The organism is Pseudomonas sp. CGJS7 (assembly GCF_036961695.1).
The window spans coordinates 76101-96947 of the sequence record NZ_JBAMDI010000001.1; the positions used below are offsets into that span (position 1 = coordinate 76101).

A 20847-nucleotide genomic window follows, 5' to 3' on the forward strand; every position below is an offset into this window, starting at 1 on the left:
CCTCGTGGGTTGGCTGATGGGGGCCGCATGGCGGCCCCGCTTTGCACTCACTTGTATGTGACTGGCGCTGTCACCGTCTGGCCCAGCGTCGATTTCACCGTGACCGTCGCTGGCGTGGCCGGGCCAAAGCCGGTGGTGGTCACCGATACTCGCCAACGGGCCCCCGTAGCCGTGGCAGTCAGCGTCGCGTTCCCCAGGCTTACCGGACCACCGGTGGTTGCTGCAGTCACGCTGATGCTGTTGCCCGTGGCCACCGTGGTTGTCCCCTGCACATCCCAGGTGAAACGGTTGCCGCTACGCAGTTGCACCGTGGCACTGGTGACCTTGAGCTCGTCGGCCGCCGCTGCTGGGGTGACGGCGATGCTGACCGTGGCCGGGGTCACCGACTCGGCCCCCTTGGTATCACGCGCCGTGTAATTGAAGCTGGCCGTGAACGGCGTGGCGACCGTAGCGGGTGGGGTGTACGTCACTGTGCTGCCGTCCGTGCTCACGGTTCCCTGGCCGGAGTCGGGCTGGCTGAGGCCGGTGACCGTGAGCGGTACGTTGCCGTCCGGGTCGCTGTCGTTGGCCAGCACGTTCAGGGTGATCGGCTTGCCTGCAGTCGTTGCGGCACTGTCGTTGGCCACGACAGGTGGTTTGTTGGCCGGGTCGTCATCGTCGTCATGGGTTTTGGTGCGGAACGTTGGCAGGCCTACCGAGGCCATGTAACGCACGCCATCCCATCCTGGCAGCGGGGTGGGCATTACCTGGAACTGCCCCGGGTGCTCAAGGTCCCAGCGCAGCAGCATCGAAGAGTCCTCGTGCTGGGTGTTGTGGCAGTGCTCCATGTAGGTGCCGGCGAACTCGCGGAAGCGGATGGCCATTTCCACCTCTTCGGACGAATCAGGTTCCGACCCGATACGGTACACATCCTTGCGCGCCCATTTTTCCCATTCTGGCGGGGCCTTGCCGTCGCGGCTAAGAATCACGCCTTCCTCGAAGTGCACGTGTACCGGGTGGCTCCAGCCATTGCCGCCGTTGACGATCTTCCACACTTCCAGGGTGCCGTCGCCGCTGAAACCACCGTCGGTGGACTGGTTGGCCAGTTGCGGTGCGGCACTGATACGGCGTGGGTCCATGCTGTAGCCAAAGCCGCCGTCGGTCTTGATGGTCCACGGGGTGGTGTCCGTGCCGTCAGAGCGGCCAAAGATGAACTCGCGGTGGCGGGCATCCTTGAGTTTGGCCTGGTCGGCTGCGGCGTCGCGGTCAATTGGCAGGGGCAGCATTTTCAGGCCTGCAGCCTTGCCTGGCTTGGCCGGCTCATAGGCTACCGGGTCCATGCTCAGGTCCTGGCCGGTGTACGGCTGCACCCACAGTTGCAGAAACTTGCCGACTGCCGGATCGCCGTTGTCCCACTGCGGGCCTTTGCTGGTCTGCTTGATCACCGCCTTGTATTTTTCCGACAGCACGTCGGCCAACGGGATAGCTTGCTTCGGACCTTTGCCGGAGTCGTGCTCCATCAGGTTGACGAAGTACAGCTTGTCGCCTGCCTTGATGCCGTTCTTGGCGAAGTTGATGATGATGTCGTAGCGCTCGGCAATGGCCTGCACCGGCAAGACGCCGTTGTTGTCCTGCAGGTTGCCGTCACCATTGAGGTCCATCGTGCCGTCGAATGGCACCGCGTGTTCCATGATGTTGCCGTCGTTGGCGATCATGTGGAACGGCACCCGCGCATACGACAGGTTGGAGCCGGACGGGCCTTTGAACTCACCACTGGTACCGGCAATCTCCCGCACCACGGCGAACTTGAAGTAGCGTGACACCGAGCCGTTGAGGAGACGGAAACGGTAACTGCGCGCACGCACCTTGAGCCTGGGCTTGTACTGCCAGTTGACCAGAATCTGGTCAGCGAGGAAGCCGTCCGTGTTGAACGGGTTGAACCACAGCTGGCCATTGGCATCCCAGGCTTTGTCGGCAATCACCAGGTTGACGTCATAGTCACGGTTCCCCCAAGGCATGGCTGAACCGCTTGGGAAGCGCAGGTTGACGCCGTCCTGCAGGGCCTCGTTGCCGCGGTCCAGGGCGCTGTAGTAGTTCATCATCACGGCGTTGCCCTTGTAGACGTTCTGCGCCGTGAAATCCATCATGTGGTCGTGGAACCAGTGGGTACTCATGGTTTCGCGCCAGTCGCCACGAATCTTGATGCTGCCGTTCTCGCAGGTTTTCAGGCCCGGTGAACCATCGTTGACGAACAAGGTTTCACCCGGCGAGCAGGGGAAAGCGGCACGCGGGTCCTGGGCACGGGTGTTGATGGTGTCGTAGCCGGCCAGCTGCACCGGCCACCGGTAGTCGTAATACTGGCCAGGGAAGAAGTACGCGTTGGCAAAGCCGTCGCTTTCGGCCGGGGAGTGGCCGTTGTGCTCGTGGGTCGAGATGGTATGCAGGCCAAAGCCACCGTTGGCCGAGGGGTCAATTGGCAGGGCGTTGTAATGGCGCATCAGGATCGGCTGGCCGTAGCGCACCATCAGCAGCTTGGGCGGGAAAGTGCCGTCGAAGGTCCACAGCGATTTGTGGTTTTGCAGCGGCATGTTCGGATGGAAGCGTGTGTCGATGCCCTTGGTGGTGCCCAGCGTGGTCGGAATGTCGGAGGTCTGGTAGTACAGGCCTCCCGGGGCGAATTCACCGACGGCATAGTTGTGCAGTTGCTTGCGGTCGCGCAGGCCGAGGTTGATGCGCGCACCGGCCTGGGCGGTCTTGAACGCTGCCTGCGGGTAGAACTCGTTCCAGCGCTGGTGCGACCAGCCTTTTCCTGGTGGCCGGCCTTCAGCGGGCGAGCCGACCGGCTGGCGGTTGAGGAACATCTCGATCTGCGCCTTCCATGGGTTGCGGTCCAGCACGTTGGCGTACTGGGTCGGGAACGGGTACAGCCCGGGTTGCTTGAGAAACGCTTCCAGTGCGTTGCCACTGGGGCCGCTGCGTGCCACCACGTTGGGGTCTTGGGCGGGGGCCGCGCCGAGGGTCGGTACCGGGAAGCTCAGATCGGGCACCGGCGTGGTCGGGTCGAGCTTCTCTGGTCCGAATTCTTCGAACAGCAACAGTTGCTGGGTGAAAGGTTGCGCACCGAACAACGGGCTGGGTTTGCCGTTGGTAGGGTACTTGTCCGACGTTTGCAGGGCAGGCGGCAGCACGTTGTCGGTGCGTACCGTGTTGCGGTCGCCATACACGCCATCGGTCAGCTCCAGCGAGCCTTCGTTGGCCTCCGGCATGGTGTTCAGCTCAAGCAAGGCAGCGGTCGGGTCGTCCGGCTGGTCGGTGTAGGCCGACGGGTCGGTCGGCGGTGGCATGCTGTTGTCGTCGAGGGGGGCTGCCATGGCCGTGATCAACCCGAGGCTGATCATCAGCGCAGTGACGGAGGATAGATGGAACGCGCGTCTGGACGCGTGACTCGCAGCAGGTGTTTTCATTGGCTTAAGCCTCTTTTGCGGCCGTAGGGCCTTAAGCCATCAATGGCGTTTTGCCCGTTAAATGGCCATCAGCAACAGCTATGCCAACAGATATTTCAGTAATGCTTTGACATACAAAACCTTGCAGTGTCTGGCGTGCACTAAAAAATGGAGCGTCAAGAATGGGGACAGATACCCATTAGCGGGTCAGCATTGCCCACAGTTTGGGGAGTGACATGCGCGGCGCCCTCGGGTATACCTGAGCGCTACCAAGGGGAGCCCGGCAATGGGCTGAGAAACCGCTGAACGCCACAGCGCGGTGACCCTTCGAACCTGATCCGGATCATGCCGGCGAAGGGATGGGGCTTGTAACCTGCCTTTTTGCCGGCCTCACTGCGAGGCCAGTCCATGTCAATTGCCAAGGTCTCGCTGTCACCCTCATCAAGGACAGCAACATGACCGAACGTTTCAGCCAGTCCCTGCGCCGCCAGAGCGAGCCGACCTGGTCGGCGGCCGTTGGCCACCGTTTCGTGACCCGATTGTGCGACGGCAGCCTGCCTGACCCGATCATGGTCGACTACCTGGTTCAGGACCACCGTTTCCTCGACAGCTTCGTGACCCTGCTAGGCGCGGCCATCGCCACCGCTGACACGTTTGAAGCCCGCCTGCGTTTCGGCCGCTTTGCCGGGATGATCTGCAGTGACGAGAACACATACTTCCTGCGTGCCTTCGAGGCCTTGGGTGTCAGCCCGGCGCAACGCAGTGAACCGGCCGATACCGCGCCTACCGCAGGTTTCAAGGCGATCATGCGCGAAGCGGCAGCCACCCGTTCCTATGCAGCGGCACTGGCGGTGCTGAACGTTGCCGAAGGCCTGTACCTGGACTGGGCGCTCAAGGCGCCGAAACCGATGCCGGACAACTTCGTCCATGCCGAGTGGATTACCCTGCATGACAACCCGGCATTCCAGGCATTCGTCGCTTTCCTGCAGGCCGAGCTGGACCGCGTCGGCCCGCAGGAGGCCGCATTGGCAAGTGACTTCTACCAGCGCACGGTGGCGCTGGAGCTGGCTTTCTTCGATGCAGTTTATCCGGAGGGCAAATGAGCATGGATATCTTCGAGCGCCTCAAGGCTGCTGCCACACCACAATGGAACCGCTACGTAGACCATGATTTCGTGCGGCAGATGGGCGAGGGCACGCTGAGCGAGGAAGCGTTCCGGACCTACCTTGTGCAGGATTACCTGTTCCTGATCCAGTTCGCCCGCGCCTGGGCGCTGGCCGCCTACAAAAGCCGCCGCCCGGCCGACATTCGTGCAGCGCAGGCCGGGCTGTCGGCGATCCTGGATGAAACCGAGCTGCACTTGCGCCTGTGCGCGCGCTGGGGCTTGACCCAGGCAGACATCGAGGCCGCGCCAGAGCATCAGGCCACGGTGGCATACACCCGTTATGTGCTGGACTGCGGCGCAGCCGGCGACCTGCTGGAGCTGCATGTGGCACTGGCACCTTGCGTGATCGGCTATGCCGAAATCGGCCGGACCCTGGCCGGGCGCATTGGCGACTTGAGCAATCACCCCTACCGCGAGTGGATTGGCGAGTATGCCGGGGAGGGCTACCAAGGGGTGGCCGCAGCAGCGCGCAAGCACCTGGACGAACTGGCAGCGCGCAGCATGACCGAGCAGCGGTTCGCCGAACTGGCAGGGATTTTTGGACAGGCCTCTAGCCTGGAGGCTGATTTCTGGCAAATGGGGTTGGACGGGACCGTGTAAACCGCCGTGGGCTGGGTGATTACTACCCAGCCCAGGCCCGCTTTGGTGCATGGGCGCCTCAAAATAAGTCGTCCCGCACACTTCAGATCGTCAGATCGCAGCTTTAATGTGCACAGTGCATATGGATTTCTGGGCGAGCAGCCCGATTTCTTCCGGGTGGCGGCGCAGGGAAAAGCGGCCCGCATATTGCTCTTTCTGCTCCCAACTACACACCCGGAGCCCCCGTGCAATGAGCTCACCCAGCGAATTTCCCCTCAGCGAAGCCCCCCAGTCCGCCCGCAAGGGCCTGCTGCCGATCGCGATGGTCTTGTTCAGCTTCACCTTCTTTACCGGCACGATGTTCGCCGGCGGCAAGCTGGGCATGGCATTCAGTTTTGTCGACATGCTGTGGGTGGCTACCCTCGGCAACAGTTTGCTTGCCTTGTATGCCGCAGTGTTGGCCTTCATTGCCTCGCGCAGCGGGCTGAATACCGTGTTGATGGGACGCTTCTGTTTCGGTGAAGCGGGGAGCCGGCTCTCGGACTTTCTGCTGGGTTTTGCCGAACTGGGCTGGTATGCCTGGGGTACGGCCACGGTGGCCATCGTGCTGGTCAAGCTGCTGGGGCTGGCGGATGGCTTCGGCATGCCGTTGATGGTGCTGTTCGGGCTGGGTTTCAGCATTACGGCCATTATCGGTTTCAAAGGGCTGGACGTGTTGTCGCGGGTGTCGGTGCCATTGATGTTCGTGCTGCTGTTGGTGTCCATGTACATCGCCACCCGCGATGCCGGTGGCTTTGCCGGCCTGGCTGCAGTAGTACCGCATGAAACCATGACCTTTTCGGCGGCAGTGACCATGGTCTTCGGCACCTTCGCCAGTGGCGCCACCCAAGCCACCAACTGGACACGGCTGGCACGCAGTGGCCGGGTAGCGGTGATCGCCAGCGTGGTGGCATTCCTCCTTGGCAACGGCCTGATGGTGGTGGCCGGGGCGTGGTGCGCGATGGTTTATCAGCAGGCCGATATCGTCGACGTGATGATGCTGCAGGGCCTGTCGTTCGCGGCCGTGGTGATGCTGTGCCTGAACCTGTGGACCATTCAGGGTCCGACCATCTACAACGTGTCGGCCGCCGCCTGCCACTTGTTGCGCAGCGAGCGCCGGCGCACGGCAACGCTGGTGGCGGCCGGGGTTGGCATTGTGCTGGCGATGGGTGGCATGTACGAAATGCTGATCCCGTTCCTGGTGCTGCTGGGGTCGATCATTCCGCCGGTGGGTGGGGTGATCATGGCTGATTTCTGGTACCGCCACCGCGGCAAATACCCGGCACTGGGTACGGCAAACCTGCCTCGCTACAACCTCACCGGGCTGTTTGCCTATGCCGTGGGCGCTGTACTGGCCTATGCCTCACCGTGGGTCGCGCCGCTGGTGGGCATCGCTGCCTCGGCAGTGTGCTACATCGTCATTCTGGAGCTGGGCGCACGCCGCCGCGCGCCGGGCCAGGCGGGCGTCGAGCCGTGAGCCTGGCGCTGGACGAGATCCTGCATTTGCCCGGTCTGCACGAAATGCAGGTGCGGGCCGGAGCGCGCAACCTGCAGCGGCGGGTACGCTGGCCTTACGTGGCGGAGAACGAGGGTATCGCCGAATGGGTGATGGGCGGTGAACTGGTATTCGTCACCGGCATCAACCACCCGCGCGGCGAAGCCAACCTGCTGAGCCTGGTGGAGGATGGCGACGCCGTGGGCATTGCCGGCATGGTGATTCTCACCGGCGGCAGTTTCATCCAGAGCATCCCGGCGCCCGTTGTCGCGCGCGCCGAGCAACTGGGCTTGCCATTGATCGAACAGCCCTACGCGCTGAAGATGGTGGTGGTCACCCACCTGATCGGCACTGCACTGGTGCAGATGAGCCAGGTACGCCGCTCGCGCAACGACATCCTTGGCCAACTGCTCACAGGCGACTACCCGAGCCTGGCAATTGCCCGGCAGCGGGCAGCACACCTGCAACTGGCGCTGGATAAACCGCGGCGCCTGCTGGCTTTGCGCCTGACGGGCGTGGACGGCTTGTTCGAGCGCCACGGCCTGGCGCACGGCGAGCGTACCTGGCAAGCCACCCGCCAGGCCCTGGAAGACCAGCTCGAAGCCTGGTGCCGCCAGCGGCCAGGCAGTGTGACGGCGCAGTTACCGGGCGACCTGTTCGTGGTGCTGCTGGCCGATACACACGACTTACCCGAGACGTTGGGTGCGCTGTACCGGCAGTTGCAAGCCGCGACAGGTGACCTGGGCCTTTACATGGGCCTGTCGAGCCTCGCTGACGATTGCGCGCACTATCGCCAGGCCCTCAACGAAGCACGCCAGGCGCTGGATGTGGCGCAGCATCTGCGCCCGGCCAACGGCTATTGCAACTTCAGCGAGCTCGGCGTATTGCGCCTGCTGCAAGGTATTGTCGACCGCTCGCTGGTCGATGATTTCGTCAGCCGCACCCTCGGCCCGCTGATCGCCCCTGGGCGCAAACACGCCCATGCTTTGGTGCATACCCTCGACGCCTTGCTCATGGAAAATGGCAACGGGCTCAAGGCCGCACAGCGTCTGGGGCTGCACCGCAACACGATCAATCAGCGCATCCAGCGCATCGAACAACTGAGCGGGCAGTCGCTGGACGACCCGCTTTTTCGCATGAATGCTTCGGTCGCCATGCTGGTATGGCGCATGAGCGAAGCCCACGGCAAGGAGTAACTGCATGAACATCATCAACGCACGCCTGCGCGGCAAGCCTGGCCTGTTCCGCGTCGAACTGAACGGCGAGCGCATTGCCGCCATCGTGCCCCAGACCGACGTCGTGGCGCCTGCTACGGCCAATGACCTGGACGCCGGGCAAAACCTGGTGGTCGCGCCCTTTGTCGAGCCGCACATTCATCTTGATGCCACGCTGACCGCGGGTGAGCCGAAGTGGAACATGAGCGGCACGTTGTTCGAAGGCATTGAGCGCTGGTCGGAGCGCAAGGAAATCACCACTCACGACGACATCAAGACCCGTGCGAAAAAAACCATCGACATGCTGGTGGACCACGGTATCCAGCATGTGCGCACCCATGTCGATGTGACCGACCCGAAACTCACCGCGCTCAAGGCCATGGTCGAGGTACGCGACGAAGTGCGTGAGCTGATCGACCTGCAGATTGTCGCCTTCCCGCAGGAGGGCATCGAGTCGTACGCCAACGGCCGGGCGCTGATGACTGAGGCCGTGGCGATTGGCGCAGACGTCGTCGGCGGCATTCCGCATTTCGAAAATACCCGCGACCAGGGGGTATCGTCGGTGAAGTTCCTGATGGACCTGGCCGAGCGTACCGGCTGCCTGGTGGATGTGCACTGCGACGAGACCGACGACCCCCAATCACGCTTCCTCGAAGTGTTGGCCGAAGAAGCACGGGTACGCGGCATGGGGCCCCGGGTCACGGCCAGCCACACCGTGGCCATGGGCTCGTATGACAATGCGTATTGCTACAAGCTGTTCCGCCTGCTCAAGCTGTCGGGCATCAACTTCGTGTCATGCCCGACCGAGAGCATTCACCTGCAAGGGCGCTTCGACAACTACCCGAAACGTCGTGGCGTGACCCGCGTGGCCGAGATCGACCGCGCCGGCATGAACGTGTGCTTCGGCCAGGACTCCATCGTCGACCCGTGGTACCCACTGGGCAATGGCAATATCCTGCGCATTCTCGAAGCCGGCCTGCACATCTGTCACATGCTTGGGTATGAAGACCTGCAGCGCTGCCTGGACCTGATTACCGACAACAGCGCCCGCACCCTTAACCTGGGCGAGCGCTATGGCATCGAGGTGGGGCGGCCGGCGAACCTGTTGCTGCTGTCGGCGCCAGATGATTACGAGATGGTGCGCAGCCAGGGACACGCGTTGGTGTCGGTACGCAATGGCAAGGTGCTGATGCAGCGCAGGCCAGCGCAGGTGCAACGTTTGCGCTGACGCTGTTGTCGCCTCAGGTGCACAGGGCGGCCAAGGCGTGGCTTGCGACTTGTGCATCCTGCACTGCCACACCGGTCAGGTCCGCCAAGGTAATCTGGCTGTCGTGCTCACGCCCCTTGGCACGGCCAGCCAGCAGCGTACCCAGCTCGATCAGCTGGTTAGCGTCGATGCGGCCACTGCCGAGGGCATGGGCCACTTCGCCGTACTGGCTGCACTGGGCGATGGAGTCGACGATGATGCGGTCCGCCCTTGCCACCAGTGCCGGGTCCAGTTCCTGCTTGCCGGGCGCATCGGCACCGACGGCGGTGATATGCGTACCCGGCTGGACCCAATCGCTGTACAACAGCGCCTGGCGAGAAGGCGTGGTGCAGACGATCAGGTTTGCCGCGCCCGCAACCTCGGCCGCATCCTGCGTGCTGTGCACCCCGAAGCCCAGTTCGCGGGCAAATGCGGTATAGGCCGCAAGCCCGCGTTCATGCCGGCCCCAGACAATCACCTGGCGACAATCGGTCACCGCGCGAAGCTGCTCAAGCTGCATCTGCGCCTGCATGCCGGTGCCGAGGATGCCAATGGCCTTAACCTGGGATGGCACCAGCAGCCGGGCGGCGATACGCCCGGCCAACGCGGTGCGCATGGCAGTCAGCCAGCCTTGGTCCTGCAGCAGTGCCAACGGCTGACCGGTGTGTGCAGACAACACAAGCATCAAGCCATCATTGCTAGGCAGGCCCTTGGACGGGTTGTCGTAGAAGCCTGTCGAAAGCTTGACGGTGAAGGTCGGGCTGCCTTCGATGTAGGCCGACTTCACGCAACAGTCACCGTTCGCGCCCTTGAATGCGAAGCCCTGCACGGGCGGCACCTGCACCTTGCCTTCGGAGTAGGCGATGAAGCCTTCCTCCAGTTGGCTGACCGCGAGCTCCGGGTTGAAGCGGGCGATGATCTGCGCCTTGCTGAAGACCCTCATTGAACGGCCTCGAGGAACTTTTCCAGCAGGATGTTACGACCACACAGGATCACCGCGACACGCTTGCCCTGATAGCGTTGGGCGAGCTTCTGCATGCCGGCGACCGCAACCGCAGCAGCGCCTTCGATGATCCAGCGCTCACTGCTGGCGATGTCGCGCATGGCGCAGCGGATTTCGTCCTCGCTGACCAGCACGGTATCGGTGAGCAGCGCCTGGCAAAGCGGGAAGGTGATGGAGCCTGGCTCGACGCCGCCAGCCGTGCCATCCGACAGCGTTTCGCAGGCATCCAATTCGATGATTTCACCGGCCTTGAGTGATTGTTGCAGGGTTGGGTCATTTGCCGGCCAGCAGCCGATGATCTCAGTGCCCGGCTTGAGTACGCGCAGGGCGGCGCCGATACCGGAAATCATCCCGCCACCGCCCACGGCGACGAACACCGCGTCCAGGTCTGGCGCCTGCTCGAACAACTCCATGCCTATGGTGCCCTGGCCAGCAATGACTTGCAGGTCGTTGTAAGGTGACACGAAAGGTACGCCCTGGGCCTTGGCTTGCCTGGCTGCTTCCAGCTCTGCACTCAGCGGGTCGGTGGGCAGGCAGACCACTTCGGCGCCCAGCGCGCGCATTGCCTCTGTTTTGTATGCCGATGCGCCCGTGGTGGTGTAGACCTTCACTGGCACGCCAGCCATCTTGCCGGCCAGAGCCAGGGCCTGCCCATGGTTACCGGAAGAGGCAGCTATCACCCCATGCTTGCGCGCCTCGGCCGGCAGCAGGCGCATCTTGTTGCTGGCACCGCGAAACTTGAACGAACCGGTGTGCTGCAGGTGTTCGCATTTGAGCAGCACTTCACAGCCGGTCAGTGCCGACAAACGAGGGCTGTGCAAGAGCGGGGTAATGCTGACGGCCGGGCGGAGCGCCGCATGGGCGTCCTGAATGTTTTGGTGCAATGTATCAAGGAACTGGGCATCAACGGACGGGGTGGCTGGCATGACGGGTCCTTGCAGGCATGTGGATAATTTGTCCACAATAGAATTATATTCCACCAATAGCAAGAGCGTGTGCCTACAGCCAGGCAATACCGCCTAGGCCCTGACTTCCTTCAGGTATTTGTACACGGTGGCCCGCCCCATGCTGAGGACGTTGGCAACGTAATCGGCGCCGCTGCGCCCCTCGAATGCACCCTCGGCATGCAAGGCCAGGACAAGGTTGCGTTTGTCTTTCATCTTCAAGGTCTGCAGCGACAGGTTATGCGCTTGCAGCCACGCTTGCAGGAAGGTGTTGATGCGCTCCTGCCAATCGTTGCGGAACAACGCATCCGGTTGCGGCTCCAGCCGACTCATCTGGAAGAACGCATCCAATGCCACACGCGCCTGTTCCAGCACCGACACGTTCAGATTGATGCACATCAGATACTCGGCTTCGCCTTGCGGATTGTGCAGCACAGCACTGATCGAGCGGACCTTCTGACCGTTCCAGTTGAGCTTCTCGTAGGGACCAAGGTTGGTACCCTTCAAAAGGTCCCCCAGTTCTGGACCGAGTGCCGAATCATCGCCGAGCTTGCGATGTGAGAAATTATTGGCGATATGAACGATTGTCTGGCTGCGTATCTCATGAATGACGACTTCCGCGTGGGGGTACAGCAGCAAGGCAATGCTTTCAGCGATTGCCTGGTAATTTTCCAGTGTCATGCATTAGCCAATGGTCTGTTGAAGAATGCCTATGGTGGCCCTGGAGAATACTGGGCACAAGACGGATCTTTACCGGGTCGGGATCAAGGCCTGGTTGCGAGCCGTTCGCCTCGGCCATTACTGCGTCAGCAGCATCCCAGGTCCTCCAGAGGCATCCGCAGCAGCGGAGCGACCTCGCCTTGGCCTGGCTCCGCCAATTGCTGGTGGAACAGGCCAAGGCGTTGGCTCAGGGCTGAAGATCGCCGCTGTCGCCGATCAGCCCTAGCGCTTCGATGGCCAGCAGCGCGCACCGCTCATCGTTGTCCGAGGTATCGCCACTGACGCCGATGGCGCCCAGCAGGCGGCCTTCTGCATCGCGCAGAAGAACGCCGCCGGCGACCGGAATCACCTCGCCACCGGTGAGGCTGTTGATGGCATCGAAGAACGCCGGCATGGTCTGGGCGCGGCGCGCCAGTTCGCGGCCGCCGAAGCCCAGGCCCAGGCAGCCGCGGGCCTTGCCGGTGGCGATCTGCGGGCGCAGGAAGCTGGCCTGCTCATCGCGCAGCACCGCCAACGGGTGGCCGGCGCTGTCGAGCACCGCTGCGGCCATAGGCTTGAGGTTCAAAGCGCGTGCCTGGTGCAGGGTCGCGACGGCCAGTTGCACTGCCAGTTCGAAGTTGAGCGTTGTCATGTTCACAGCCTCCATTTGCCGAGTTCTGACACGCGGTCGCGGGTGTAGAGGTCGGTCCATTTCAGCGAATTGAAGTCCGACACCTGCTTGGGGTTGTAGGCGGTGCGTTGCAGCCGTACCGGCTCGCCGGCCTTGTACACCGCCTGCAGCCGAGCGCGGTCTTGAAGGATGCGGATGTCGTCCAGGGGCGAACCGTCGAGCACCAGCAGATCGGCCTGTTTGCCCGGTTCCAGGGTGCCGAGCGTCTCGCCGCGCGGCATCAAGCGTGCGCCGACATGGGTTGCGGCGAATAATGCTTCGGCCGGGGTGAAGTCCAGGTGCCGTACCAGCAGCTCCAGTTCGCGAGCATGCCATTCGCCATAGGGTGTCACAGCAAAGCCGCTGTCGCTGCCGCAGGCGAAGGGTACGCCGGCGGCCTTGGCGCGCTTGAGTACCGGCGCGCCGAGCTCGAGGGTCCGGGCGCAGTAGGCGGCATAGCCGGTGCTGATCGCGGGGTCATGGGGCTGGCAGAAGTCCACGGTGTTCTGCGGGAAGGTCATGGTCGGAGCGAGCACGCTGCCAGCCTCAAGCAGCGCTTCGATGCAGGCGTCATCCATGTAGAAGGCGTGGAACACCAGGTCGACGCCAGCCTTGGCCGCGTACATCACCGCTTCTCGGCCATAGGCGTGGGTAGCCACCCGGCAGCCGAGGCGATGAGCTTCGTAGACCATCTCACGGGTCTCGTCGGCGGTGAAAGCGGCGATGATTTCGCCGTTGGGGCGACGGTGGGTGCCGTCCATGGCAATCTTGATCAGGTCCACGCCGTCCTTGGCCTGCTTGCGGATCTGGGCAATGGCATCGTCACGGCTGGTGACCAGCGCGGCGGTGAAGTACTCCGGGGCGCCGACGCGGGTGGGGAACCAGTCGTTCAGGCTCTGTCGATTGGTGATCACTCGGCTGCTTGCAGCGATACGGGGGCCTTCGAACAGTCCGGCGTTGACCGTATTGCGCACGGCAATGCTGAGTTGGCCACTGTCGCCAGGGCAGACCATGGACGTCACGCCGGCAGCCAGAACGTGCTGAGCGAAGAACAGCCCCCGCAGGGCGCGAAACTCGTCGCTGGTCCAGATGTCGATGTCTTCCTCGCTCTGGGCATTGCCAAACGCCAGGTGGGTGTGCACGTCCACCAGCCCGGGCATGACGAACTGGCCGTGGGCTTCACGGTCGCCGGGTTGCGGACGGGGTGCCTCGGCGGATGGCCCGACATGGCGGATCACGCCGCCTTCGATGATCAATGTCTGTCGTTGGCGGGTGTGCAGGCCAGTACCGTCGAACAGGGTAGAGCAGTGCAGGTGCAGGGCACTCATTGGTGAGCTCTCTCATCGTGAGGGTGGTGCAAGGCTAGGCCGTGGTGACTGCCCGGCACCAACAGATGCTATTGATGGCCAGGTATCGATGGCATCGATACCTGGCGCTCTCTGGCGCAGAAACGAGAACGGCGCCAATCGGCGCCGCCCAAGCCAGGGCCGGCAGCGCCGATCAGGCCGTGTGGCCGCCAAGGGTTTCGGCGATCCAGTCGGCGATGTAGTGCCCGGCATTGATGCTGTTGTCGAAGCTCGAGTGCTGCACGCCGCCTTCACGGTCAGTGAAAATCTTCAGTTCGCGTTTCGGGCTGTTGACCAGTTGCTCGTAGGTGCGGTGTGCCCATTTGAGCGGGATCTGCGAGTCTTTCTCGCCGTGGGTAACCAGGAAAGGTACGTGGATGCGGTCGAGTACACCGTCGAGGTGTACGTTTTCGGCGATGCGCATGAAGTCGTCCAGGTCCTTCGCCCCCCAGACCCATTGCACATGCGCCCAGTAGTGTGGCACCGGGAAGTTGCCTTCCTTCTCCAGGCGACGCTTCTGCACGTCGCGCCAGTCGTGGTTGGCGCCCCACACCACGCCGCAAGCAAAGCGCGGTTCGAACGCCACTGCGCGCGGACAGTAGTAGCCGCCCAGGGAAACGCCTTCCAGGCCGATGCGCCTGGCATCGACATCAGCGCGGGTTTCCAGCCAGTCCACTATGCGGCTGGCCCAGTGTTCGCTGTCATGGCGTGCCGTCATGCCGTGGAGGCGAAGCGCTTCGCCGGTGCCAGGCTGGTCGACAATCAGCGACGACACACCTCGCCTGGCCAGCCAGGCAGGCAGGCCTACGCGGTATTTCATTTCCTTGGTCGAATCCAGCCCGTTGACTTGCACCAGCAGCGGTGCCGGGCCACTCACGCCTTCTGCGCGCACCAGCAATCCCGAGAGGTGCTTGCCTTCATACGGGATCTCTACGCGCTCACAGTTCTCCTTGGCCAAATCGATGCCACGGGCGAAGGTGTCGAGGAAGCGCTGATACAAGGCCGCACGACCCGGCGCGCCGTGGGCCTGCAAGCGTTCGCAGGTGAGGTAATAGGTGGCCGCGCGGTTGTATTTTTCGCCGGCGGACAAGCGTCGGCCGGCGGTTTCGTCCTCTTCGGCCAAGCCGCACAGCTTGTCGGCCATGGTCGACCATATTTCCCGGAAGGCCTGGGTGCCGGCGGCGTCGGGCTGTTTGGCGGCTTCCTGCAGCGGTGCGCACATTTCCTCGATTTCACCCATGCGGGCACCCATTTCAATGGCCAGGTCCACCGAGAGGTTCCAGACGTAATTGGTGGGGAAGTAACGGAACATTCTTGTTGTCCTTCTGCGGTCGTGGAGTCCGGCGCCCACTTGAGCGACAGGCAGGCAGGGCGCGGTTTGAAGGCAAGGTACGCAGGCAGGGCAGGGTGGGGCCAATCGTGATCAGGGATGCGAGGTATCGCGAAACGCGATGCCCCAGCACCGTCGCGGTGTCTGGGGCGATGACCGCCGCTCAGGCGGTGGCGCGCAGAGCATCTGGCTGCGTGCTGGCGCACTGAATGACATCGCTGATGCGCTCGCGAAGCCATCTGTGCATGGGGTCGCCGTCCATGCTGCGGTGCCACAGCATGAATTCACGCATAACCGGGATCTTCACTGGCGGTGGCAACAGGCGCAGCGGCAGGTAGCCGGCATAGAGTTCGGCCAGTCGGCGGTGCATGGTGGCGACCCGCACGGTGCCCACCAACAACTGGGGCAGGGTGTTGAAGTCGTTGGTGATGACTTCCAGCCGCCGATTGAAGCCGTACTGGTTCATGAACCAGTCCTCGATGCTCAAGTGGCGGTTGCGGCCAAAGCCCACCGAGATGTGGCCCATCTGCATGTACTGCTCAAGTGTCAGATGCTCGCCCACCTCGGGGTTGTCGCGCCACACCACGCAGACATGATCTTCCTCGAACAGCAGCTGCGCTGGATGGCCCTCGATGAGGTAGCGCTCGGGCACGATCATCATGTCGACCTCGCCTCGCATCAGCAATTCGGCACTACTGTCGCCTGGGCCGATCATCTCGAAGGTAATGTGCGGCGCCTCCTGATGGATTTTCTGGATGACCTGAGCGAATACCACACTGATCAGGTAGTCCGAGGCCACCAGGCGGAAGTGTCGCTTGCTGGCGGCCGGATCGAACACCGGCTTGGCCGTTATCGAGGCGCGAATGGTCAGCAGCACCTCGCGTACCGGCTTGGCCAGTTCCAGAGCATAGGGGGTGGGCTGCATCTTGCGGCCGACCTGCACCAGCAACTCATCCTCGAAAAACGTTCGCAAACGCCCCAGCACGCCACTGGTGGCCGATTGAGTCATGTGCAGGCGCTCGGCGGCGCGTGTGATGTTTTGCTCCTCGAGCAGGATGTCCAGGGCAACCAGCAGGTTCAAGTCCAGGTGGTGAAAGCGCATGGTGATAGCTCTCGGTTCTTGTAGTTATTTTCGCGATACCTTCCCGCTGCATTGCCGATACGTCAAGACCTTCAAGCCACGATACCGAGCCAACGCCACAGCACATGGGCTTTGGCCCAGGTATCGCGATTGCCGATGCCTCGCATTCTGACTCGCGATTGGTCACGCCACCCCGCCACCGAGCAACCTGCACGCCAGTCGTACGGCCGATGTGCCGCCGCGACCCACTACCGGTGACCTGCCTCGCCGAATAACAATTTCAATGGAGTGGTAGCCATGAATATTCTTGGTCTCGACGCGCTGGTGTTTGGCGTCGACGATATCCAGGCCTGTGCCGATTGCCTGCGTGACTATGGCCTCGATGCCGTTCAACTGGACGGCGACGGTGGCCGTTTCGAGGCGCTGGACGGCACCTCGATCATTATCCGCCGCGGCGACGACCCTGGCCTGCCGCCAGCGCTGGGGCCGACTCCATCGCTGCGCGAGACCGTTTACGGCGTCGCTTCGAGCACCGATCTGGCGGCCATCGCCGACGAGCTGGGCCGTGATCGCGAAGTGCGGCGCGATGCCAGCGGCGCGTTGCACACCTTCGACGACCTGGGCTTTGCCATTGCCTTCCAGGTGACCTGCCGTCGCCCCTTCGACGCGCCGGCCGACCTTACCAACGCCCCCGGTAGCGCACCGCAGCGCCCGATCAACCAGCTGGGCATTGCCCCGGACATGCCGGCGTTGCCGCGCACTTTGTCCCACGTGGTGTACTTCGTACCCGATGCGGCCAAGGGCGAAGCGTTCTACCGCGATCGCCTGGGCTTCGTCACCACCGACAGCTTCATCGGCGTCGGCCCGTTCATGCGCACCGCCGCCATGGACGATCACCACTGCCTGTTCATGATCCAGACCCCACCGCACATGCAGGGTTGCGAGCACTTCACCTTCCATATGGGCAGCGGCACCGAGGTCCTGCTGGCCGGTACGCGTTTCCAGCAGCAGGGCTGGACCAGCTTCTGGGGCCCGGGCCGACACCTGCTGGGTTCCAACTGGTTCTGGTACTTCAACAGCCCGCTGGGCTGCCACATCGAGTACGACGCCGACATGGACAAGCACGATGACGCATGGGCGGCGCGTCAGGCGCCGATGTCGGCCGACAACTCGCAGCTGTTCCTGTTCGCCTCGCGGGAGAAATGGGCACCCAGCGGCCCACCTGCGAAGCAGGGTTGAAACATGGCGTGGGTGGAGCTGTGCCGGCTCGATGAGCTGGGCGAGGGTCAAGCGCGCGGTTTCGACCCACAGGGCAGGGGCGCGGACAGCCTGTTCGCCCTTCGGTACCTGGGCCAGGTACGCGTCTACCGCAACCTGTGCCCGCATTTGATGGTGCCCATGGAGTACCGCAAGAACCGCTTTTTGAGCGCCGATGGCCAGTGGATCGTCTGCTACGCCCACGGTGCGCGCTTCACGCCCGAAGACGGCACTTGCGTTCACGGCCCCTGCCGAGGCGAAGCCTTGGAGGCACTCGATCACAAGGAAGCGGACGGCTGGCTGCTATTGCCGCTGGAGCAGCTCGATCGCTGACCTATCGCGCCGCGCGATAGGTCGCATCCCGCGACGCGATTGGTCATGGACCGGCGCAGGCGGGAAGCTGTGCATAGGCACAGGAAACGGCCGCCCCGCATGACGGGGCGCACAACAAGAACAAAACGTGAGACATGCCATGAATACTGTGAACAACGTGTTGATCGTGGGCGGCGGAATTGGCGGGCTGTGTGCCGCCATCGCCTTGCGCCGCAAGGGCATCGCCGTCGATCTGGTCGAGCTGAAAACCGAGTGGACCGTCTACGGTGTCGGCATCATTCAACAGAGCAATGTGGTGCGCGAGATGCACCGGCTGGGCCTGCTCGAAGCCTACCTTGATGCCGCCTACGCCTTCGAGGACGTGGCCATCTATACCACCGAAGGGCAGCAACTGGCGCGCATCCCAGGCCAGCGCCTGGCCGGTCCGCAGTATCCGGCCAATGTGGGTATCTCGCGCCGCGCCCTGCACAAGGTGTTGAGCGAAACTGCCATCGAACTGGGCACCCAGGTGCGCCTGGGCACCTCGGTGGAAAGCTTCGAGCAAGACGACAGCGCAGTGGACGTGTTGTTCACCGATGGCAGCCAGGGGCGCTACGGTCTCATGGTCGGCGCCGACGGGTTGTTCTCGAAAGTCCGCAGCGTGCTGTTCGGTGATCGTTATCAGCCGCGTTTCACCGGGCAGTCGGTGTGGCGCTACAACTTCCCGCGTGCGGCAGGTATCGACCACCTTGCCAACTACCAAGGGCCCTCTGGCAACGCGGGGCTGGTTCCGCTGGCCGATGACCTGATGTACCTCTTCACCACCTCCCACGAGCCGGGTAACCCCTGGATGGAACCGGCTGCTTTGGCTGATGGCCTTCGCCAGCGCCTGGCCGGTTTCGGCGGGCTGATCGGCGAATTGCGCGAGCAGATCGTCGACAACGCCGGGGTCGTTTACAAGCCGCTTGAAGCGGTGTTTGTCGACGAACCCTGGTACTGCGGTCGAGTGCTGCTGATCGGCGATGCCGCCCATGCCACCACGCCACACCTGGGGCAGGGGGCAGGCATGGCCATTGAGGACGCCGTGGTGCTCGCCGAGGAGCTCACCGCGGGTGGCAGCCTCGACGCGCAATTGCAGCGGTTCATGGGCCGACGTTTCGAGCGCTGCAAGTTCATCAGCGAAATGTCCCTGCTGGCAGGTGTGAAGGAGATCCAGCGCGATCCCTCCTTCGACCGCATCGGCCTGGTCAAGCGCATGCTGGAGGTCACCGCGCAGCCGATCTGACTCCCCGTACCCGGTACGCCCTGCCTTGTCGGCGCGCCGGCCCTATGCCAACACCGACGCACAATAAAAAGAAAGAGGAAACCCCGATGTTGACTCGCAAAGGTGCATTCACACGGCCGTTACCGGCGCTCAAGCCCCTCAGCCTGGCGCTTGTCGCGCTGGCCGCAAGCCAGGCGCAGGCCTTCGAATTCGATACCGGCAACCCCGACCTGCGGGTGCGCTGGGACAATACGCTGAAATACAGCGCCGCCTGGCGTACACAGGACGCGAGCAGCAAGCTCACCGAAGGGCAGACCGCGCTGAACCTGGACGATGGTGACCGCAACTTCGACAAAGGCCTGATCTCCAACCGCCTCGACCTGCTGTCGGAACTGGACATTACCTACAACAACGTCGGCGCACGGGTCAGCGGCGCGGCCTGGTACGACGATGTCTACAACCAAGGGACTGACAACAACGACCCTGGCCGTGCCAACAGTTATTCGGTCGACTACGACGCGTTCACCGACGACACGCGCAAGCTGCATGGACGCAAGGGCGAGCTGCTCGACGCCTTTATCTTCGGCAAGACCGAGATCGGCGACATGCCGCTGTCCGGCCGTTTGGGTCAATACGCCATGCAGTGGGGCGAGAGCCTGTTCTTTGGCATGAACGGCATTGCTGGCGGCATGGCTCCGGTGGACGTGGTCAAGGGGCTGTCGGTACCAAACACGCAGTTCAAGGAACTGATCCGTCCGGTACAGCAGATTTCCGGACAACTCCAACTGACGCCGGATGTGTCGGTGGGGGCCTACTACCAGTTCGAGTGGGAGGCCAACCGCCTGCCGGCAGCGGGTAGCTATTTCTCCACAGACGACTTCTTCGGCGATGGCGCCGAGCGCATGTTCGTCGGCGCGCCGGTGTTCCCCGGTGGCCAACCTCTGGCGTTCTTCCACGGCAACGACAAGCAAGCCAAGGACTCAGGGCAGGGCGGCATGCAGGTGCGCTGGCGCACCGAGACGGTCGACTGGGGCCTGTACGCCATCCGCTTCCACGACAAGTCGCCGCAACTCAACGTACGCCCGAACTTCGCCAACCTCGACCCGGTCAGCGGCAAGGCCGGCGAGTTCTACTGGGTGTATCCCGAGGGTATCGAGGCGTTCGGTGCGAGCTTCTCCACCACCGTTGGCAACTTCAACCTCGCCGGTGAGTTGTCAACCCGCTGGAACCAGCCGTTGGCCTCGACCAACCAGCATGCGTTGGCCGTGGGCGAGGCGATCGACAATGACGATAACCCGGTTTACGCCACCGGCCGCACGCTGCACGCCAACGTCTCCTGGCTTGCCAGCCTGGAGCCGAACTTCATCGCTGCCGAGTCGAGCTTCCTCGGCGAAATCGCCTGGAACCGGGTGATGAGCGTGAGCAAGAACGCCGATGCCGTTGACCCTAACGCCGACCGTGACGCCACCAGCCTGCGCCTGGTGTTCGAACCGATGTACCGGCAGATCTTACCGGGGCTCGACCTGTCGGTGCCGATCGGCGCGAGCTACACCAACGGCGCGTCGATGGCGCTGGGCACCGGTTTTGGCACCGATCATGGCGGTGACCTGAACATCGGCCTGAAAGGCAACTACCTCAACACCTGGAGTTTGGGCCTGACCTACACGCACTACTACGGCCCGGAGAACACCTTCCTCGACGCCGATAACCACTACACCTTCGAACAGTCGCTCAAAGACCGCGACTTCATCGCCTTCACTGTCAGCCGCACCTTCTGACCG

At 63.1% G+C, this 20847-nt stretch carries 17 protein-coding genes and 1 riboswitch; of the genes, 9 read left to right on the forward strand and 8 right to left on the reverse strand.

Features of this window, described 5'->3' with window-relative positions; all coding sequences use genetic code 11:
* Positions 1 to 47: 47 nt before the first annotated feature.
* Complete coding sequence (locus V7787_RS00330) at positions 48 to 3443, reverse strand: Ig-like domain-containing protein (protein WP_198746922.1); 3396 nt, start codon at positions 3441 to 3443, stop codon at positions 48 to 50.
* A gap of 241 nt (positions 3444 to 3684) precedes the next feature.
* A riboswitch (TPP riboswitch) is annotated at positions 3685 to 3799 on the forward strand.
* Between the two features lie 78 nt (positions 3800 to 3877).
* Between V7787_RS00330 and V7787_RS00335 the strand changes: the two genes are divergently transcribed.
* The 5 genes from V7787_RS00335 (at position 3878) to codA (ending at position 9142) form a co-directional block, all read left to right on the forward strand.
* Entirely contained in the window at positions 3878 to 4525 is a 648-nt protein-coding gene (locus V7787_RS00335) for a TenA family protein (RefSeq protein ID WP_004374380.1), read from the forward strand.
* The gene (tenA, locus tag V7787_RS00340) at positions 4522 to 5187 is read left to right on the forward strand and encodes a thiaminase II (protein ID WP_336084705.1); all 666 of its coding nucleotides are present in this window, start codon (positions 4522 to 4524) and stop codon (positions 5185 to 5187) included. The genes V7787_RS00335 and tenA overlap by 4 nt, the downstream gene beginning before the upstream one ends.
* Positions 5188 to 5416: 229 nt before the next feature.
* Positions 5417 to 6682 (forward strand): cytosine permease, encoded by a 1266-nt coding sequence (gene codB, locus V7787_RS00345; RefSeq protein ID WP_064491986.1) that lies wholly within the window; start codon positions 5417 to 5419, stop codon positions 6680 to 6682.
* Entirely contained in the window at positions 6679 to 7896 is a 1218-nt protein-coding gene (locus V7787_RS00350) for a PucR family transcriptional regulator (protein WP_198746925.1), read from the forward strand. Before codB ends, V7787_RS00350 begins: the two co-directional genes overlap by 4 nt.
* Before the next feature lie 4 nt (positions 7897 to 7900).
* Positions 7901 to 9142 carry a cytosine deaminase gene (gene codA, locus V7787_RS00355; protein WP_198746926.1) on the forward strand — a complete coding sequence of 414 codons (1242 nt, stop codon included), beginning with the start codon at positions 7901 to 7903 and terminating at the stop codon, positions 9140 to 9142.
* Between the two features lie 13 nt (positions 9143 to 9155).
* Here codA and V7787_RS00360 read toward each other — a convergent pair whose 3' ends face one another.
* From V7787_RS00360 to V7787_RS00390, 7 genes are all read right to left on the reverse strand, one after another.
* Positions 9156 to 10103: an ornithine cyclodeaminase family protein gene (locus V7787_RS00360; RefSeq protein WP_198746927.1), complete on the reverse strand. Its 948-nt coding sequence runs from the start codon at positions 10101 to 10103 to the stop codon at positions 9156 to 9158.
* Entirely contained in the window at positions 10100 to 11089 is a 990-nt protein-coding gene (locus tag V7787_RS00365; RefSeq protein WP_198746928.1) for a threonine/serine dehydratase, read from the reverse strand. Before V7787_RS00365 ends, V7787_RS00360 begins: the two co-directional genes overlap by 4 nt.
* A gap of 93 nt (positions 11090 to 11182) precedes the next feature.
* Positions 11183 to 11788 carry a helix-turn-helix transcriptional regulator gene (locus tag V7787_RS00370; protein WP_010954077.1) on the reverse strand — a complete coding sequence of 202 codons (606 nt, stop codon included), beginning with the start codon at positions 11786 to 11788 and terminating at the stop codon, positions 11183 to 11185.
* 226 nt (positions 11789 to 12014) lie between these two features.
* On the reverse strand, positions 12015 to 12458 hold the full coding sequence (locus V7787_RS00375) for a GlcG/HbpS family heme-binding protein (protein ID WP_049587911.1): 444 nt from the start codon (positions 12456 to 12458) through the stop codon (positions 12015 to 12017).
* A gap of 2 nt (positions 12459 to 12460) precedes the next feature.
* Complete coding sequence (locus V7787_RS00380; RefSeq protein WP_198746930.1) at positions 12461 to 13804, reverse strand: amidohydrolase family protein; 1344 nt, start codon at positions 13802 to 13804, stop codon at positions 12461 to 12463.
* Positions 13805 to 13976: 172 nt separating this feature from the next.
* Complete coding sequence (locus V7787_RS00385) at positions 13977 to 15134, reverse strand: alpha/beta hydrolase family protein (protein WP_020191688.1); 1158 nt, start codon at positions 15132 to 15134, stop codon at positions 13977 to 13979.
* A 181-nt stretch (positions 15135 to 15315) separates the two neighbouring features.
* Positions 15316 to 16254 (reverse strand): LysR family transcriptional regulator, encoded by a 939-nt coding sequence (locus V7787_RS00390; protein WP_019438626.1) that lies wholly within the window; start codon positions 16252 to 16254, stop codon positions 15316 to 15318.
* A gap of 276 nt (positions 16255 to 16530) precedes the next feature.
* Between V7787_RS00390 and V7787_RS00395 the strand changes: the two genes are divergently transcribed.
* From V7787_RS00395 to V7787_RS00410, 4 genes are all read left to right on the forward strand, one after another.
* The gene (locus tag V7787_RS00395) at positions 16531 to 17472 is read left to right on the forward strand and encodes a VOC family protein (protein WP_010954082.1); all 942 of its coding nucleotides are present in this window, start codon (positions 16531 to 16533) and stop codon (positions 17470 to 17472) included.
* Between the two features lie 3 nt (positions 17473 to 17475).
* Positions 17476 to 17823 carry a Rieske (2Fe-2S) protein gene (locus V7787_RS00400; RefSeq protein WP_019438624.1) on the forward strand — a complete coding sequence of 116 codons (348 nt, stop codon included), beginning with the start codon at positions 17476 to 17478 and terminating at the stop codon, positions 17821 to 17823.
* Positions 17824 to 17962: 139 nt separating this feature from the next.
* Positions 17963 to 19087, forward strand: a complete 1125-nt coding sequence (locus V7787_RS00405; protein WP_010954084.1) for an FAD-dependent oxidoreductase — start codon at positions 17963 to 17965, stop codon at positions 19085 to 19087.
* Positions 19088 to 19173: 86 nt separating this feature from the next.
* On the forward strand, positions 19174 to 20844 hold the full coding sequence (locus V7787_RS00410) for a DUF1302 domain-containing protein (protein ID WP_064491994.1): 1671 nt from the start codon (positions 19174 to 19176) through the stop codon (positions 20842 to 20844).
* Positions 20845 to 20847: the final 3 nt, after the last annotated feature.

What these genes read in the sequence shown, in the direction of transcription:
- V7787_RS00330 (WP_198746922.1), bottom strand. Translation starts at nt 3,443, where the DNA reads ATGAAAACACCTGCTGCGAGTCACGCGTCCAGACGCGCGTTCCATCTA.
- V7787_RS00335 (WP_004374380.1), top strand. Translation starts at nt 3,878, where the DNA reads ATGACCGAACGTTTCAGCCAGTCCCTGCGCCGCCAGAGCGAGCCGACC.
- tenA (WP_336084705.1), top strand. Translation starts at nt 4,522, where the DNA reads ATGAGCATGGATATCTTCGAGCGCCTCAAGGCTGCTGCCACACCACAA.
- codB (WP_064491986.1), top strand. Translation starts at nt 5,417, where the DNA reads ATGAGCTCACCCAGCGAATTTCCCCTCAGCGAAGCCCCCCAGTCCGCC.
- codA (WP_198746926.1), top strand. Translation starts at nt 7,901, where the DNA reads ATGAACATCATCAACGCACGCCTGCGCGGCAAGCCTGGCCTGTTCCGC.
- V7787_RS00360 (WP_198746927.1), bottom strand. Translation starts at nt 10,103, where the DNA reads ATGAGGGTCTTCAGCAAGGCGCAGATCATCGCCCGCTTCAACCCGGAG.
- V7787_RS00365 (WP_198746928.1), bottom strand. Translation starts at nt 11,089, where the DNA reads ATGCCAGCCACCCCGTCCGTTGATGCCCAGTTCCTTGATACATTGCAC.
- V7787_RS00370 (WP_010954077.1), bottom strand. Translation starts at nt 11,788, where the DNA reads ATGACACTGGAAAATTACCAGGCAATCGCTGAAAGCATTGCCTTGCTG.
- V7787_RS00375 (WP_049587911.1), bottom strand. Translation starts at nt 12,458, where the DNA reads ATGACAACGCTCAACTTCGAACTGGCAGTGCAACTGGCCGTCGCGACC.
- V7787_RS00380 (WP_198746930.1), bottom strand. Translation starts at nt 13,804, where the DNA reads ATGAGTGCCCTGCACCTGCACTGCTCTACCCTGTTCGACGGTACTGGC.
- V7787_RS00385 (WP_020191688.1), bottom strand. Translation starts at nt 15,134, where the DNA reads ATGTTCCGTTACTTCCCCACCAATTACGTCTGGAACCTCTCGGTGGAC.
- V7787_RS00390 (WP_019438626.1), bottom strand. Translation starts at nt 16,254, where the DNA reads ATGCGCTTTCACCACCTGGACTTGAACCTGCTGGTTGCCCTGGACATC.
- V7787_RS00395 (WP_010954082.1), top strand. Translation starts at nt 16,531, where the DNA reads ATGAATATTCTTGGTCTCGACGCGCTGGTGTTTGGCGTCGACGATATC.
- V7787_RS00400 (WP_019438624.1), top strand. Translation starts at nt 17,476, where the DNA reads ATGGCGTGGGTGGAGCTGTGCCGGCTCGATGAGCTGGGCGAGGGTCAA.
- V7787_RS00405 (WP_010954084.1), top strand. Translation starts at nt 17,963, where the DNA reads ATGAATACTGTGAACAACGTGTTGATCGTGGGCGGCGGAATTGGCGGG.
- V7787_RS00410 (WP_064491994.1), top strand. Translation starts at nt 19,174, where the DNA reads ATGTTGACTCGCAAAGGTGCATTCACACGGCCGTTACCGGCGCTCAAG.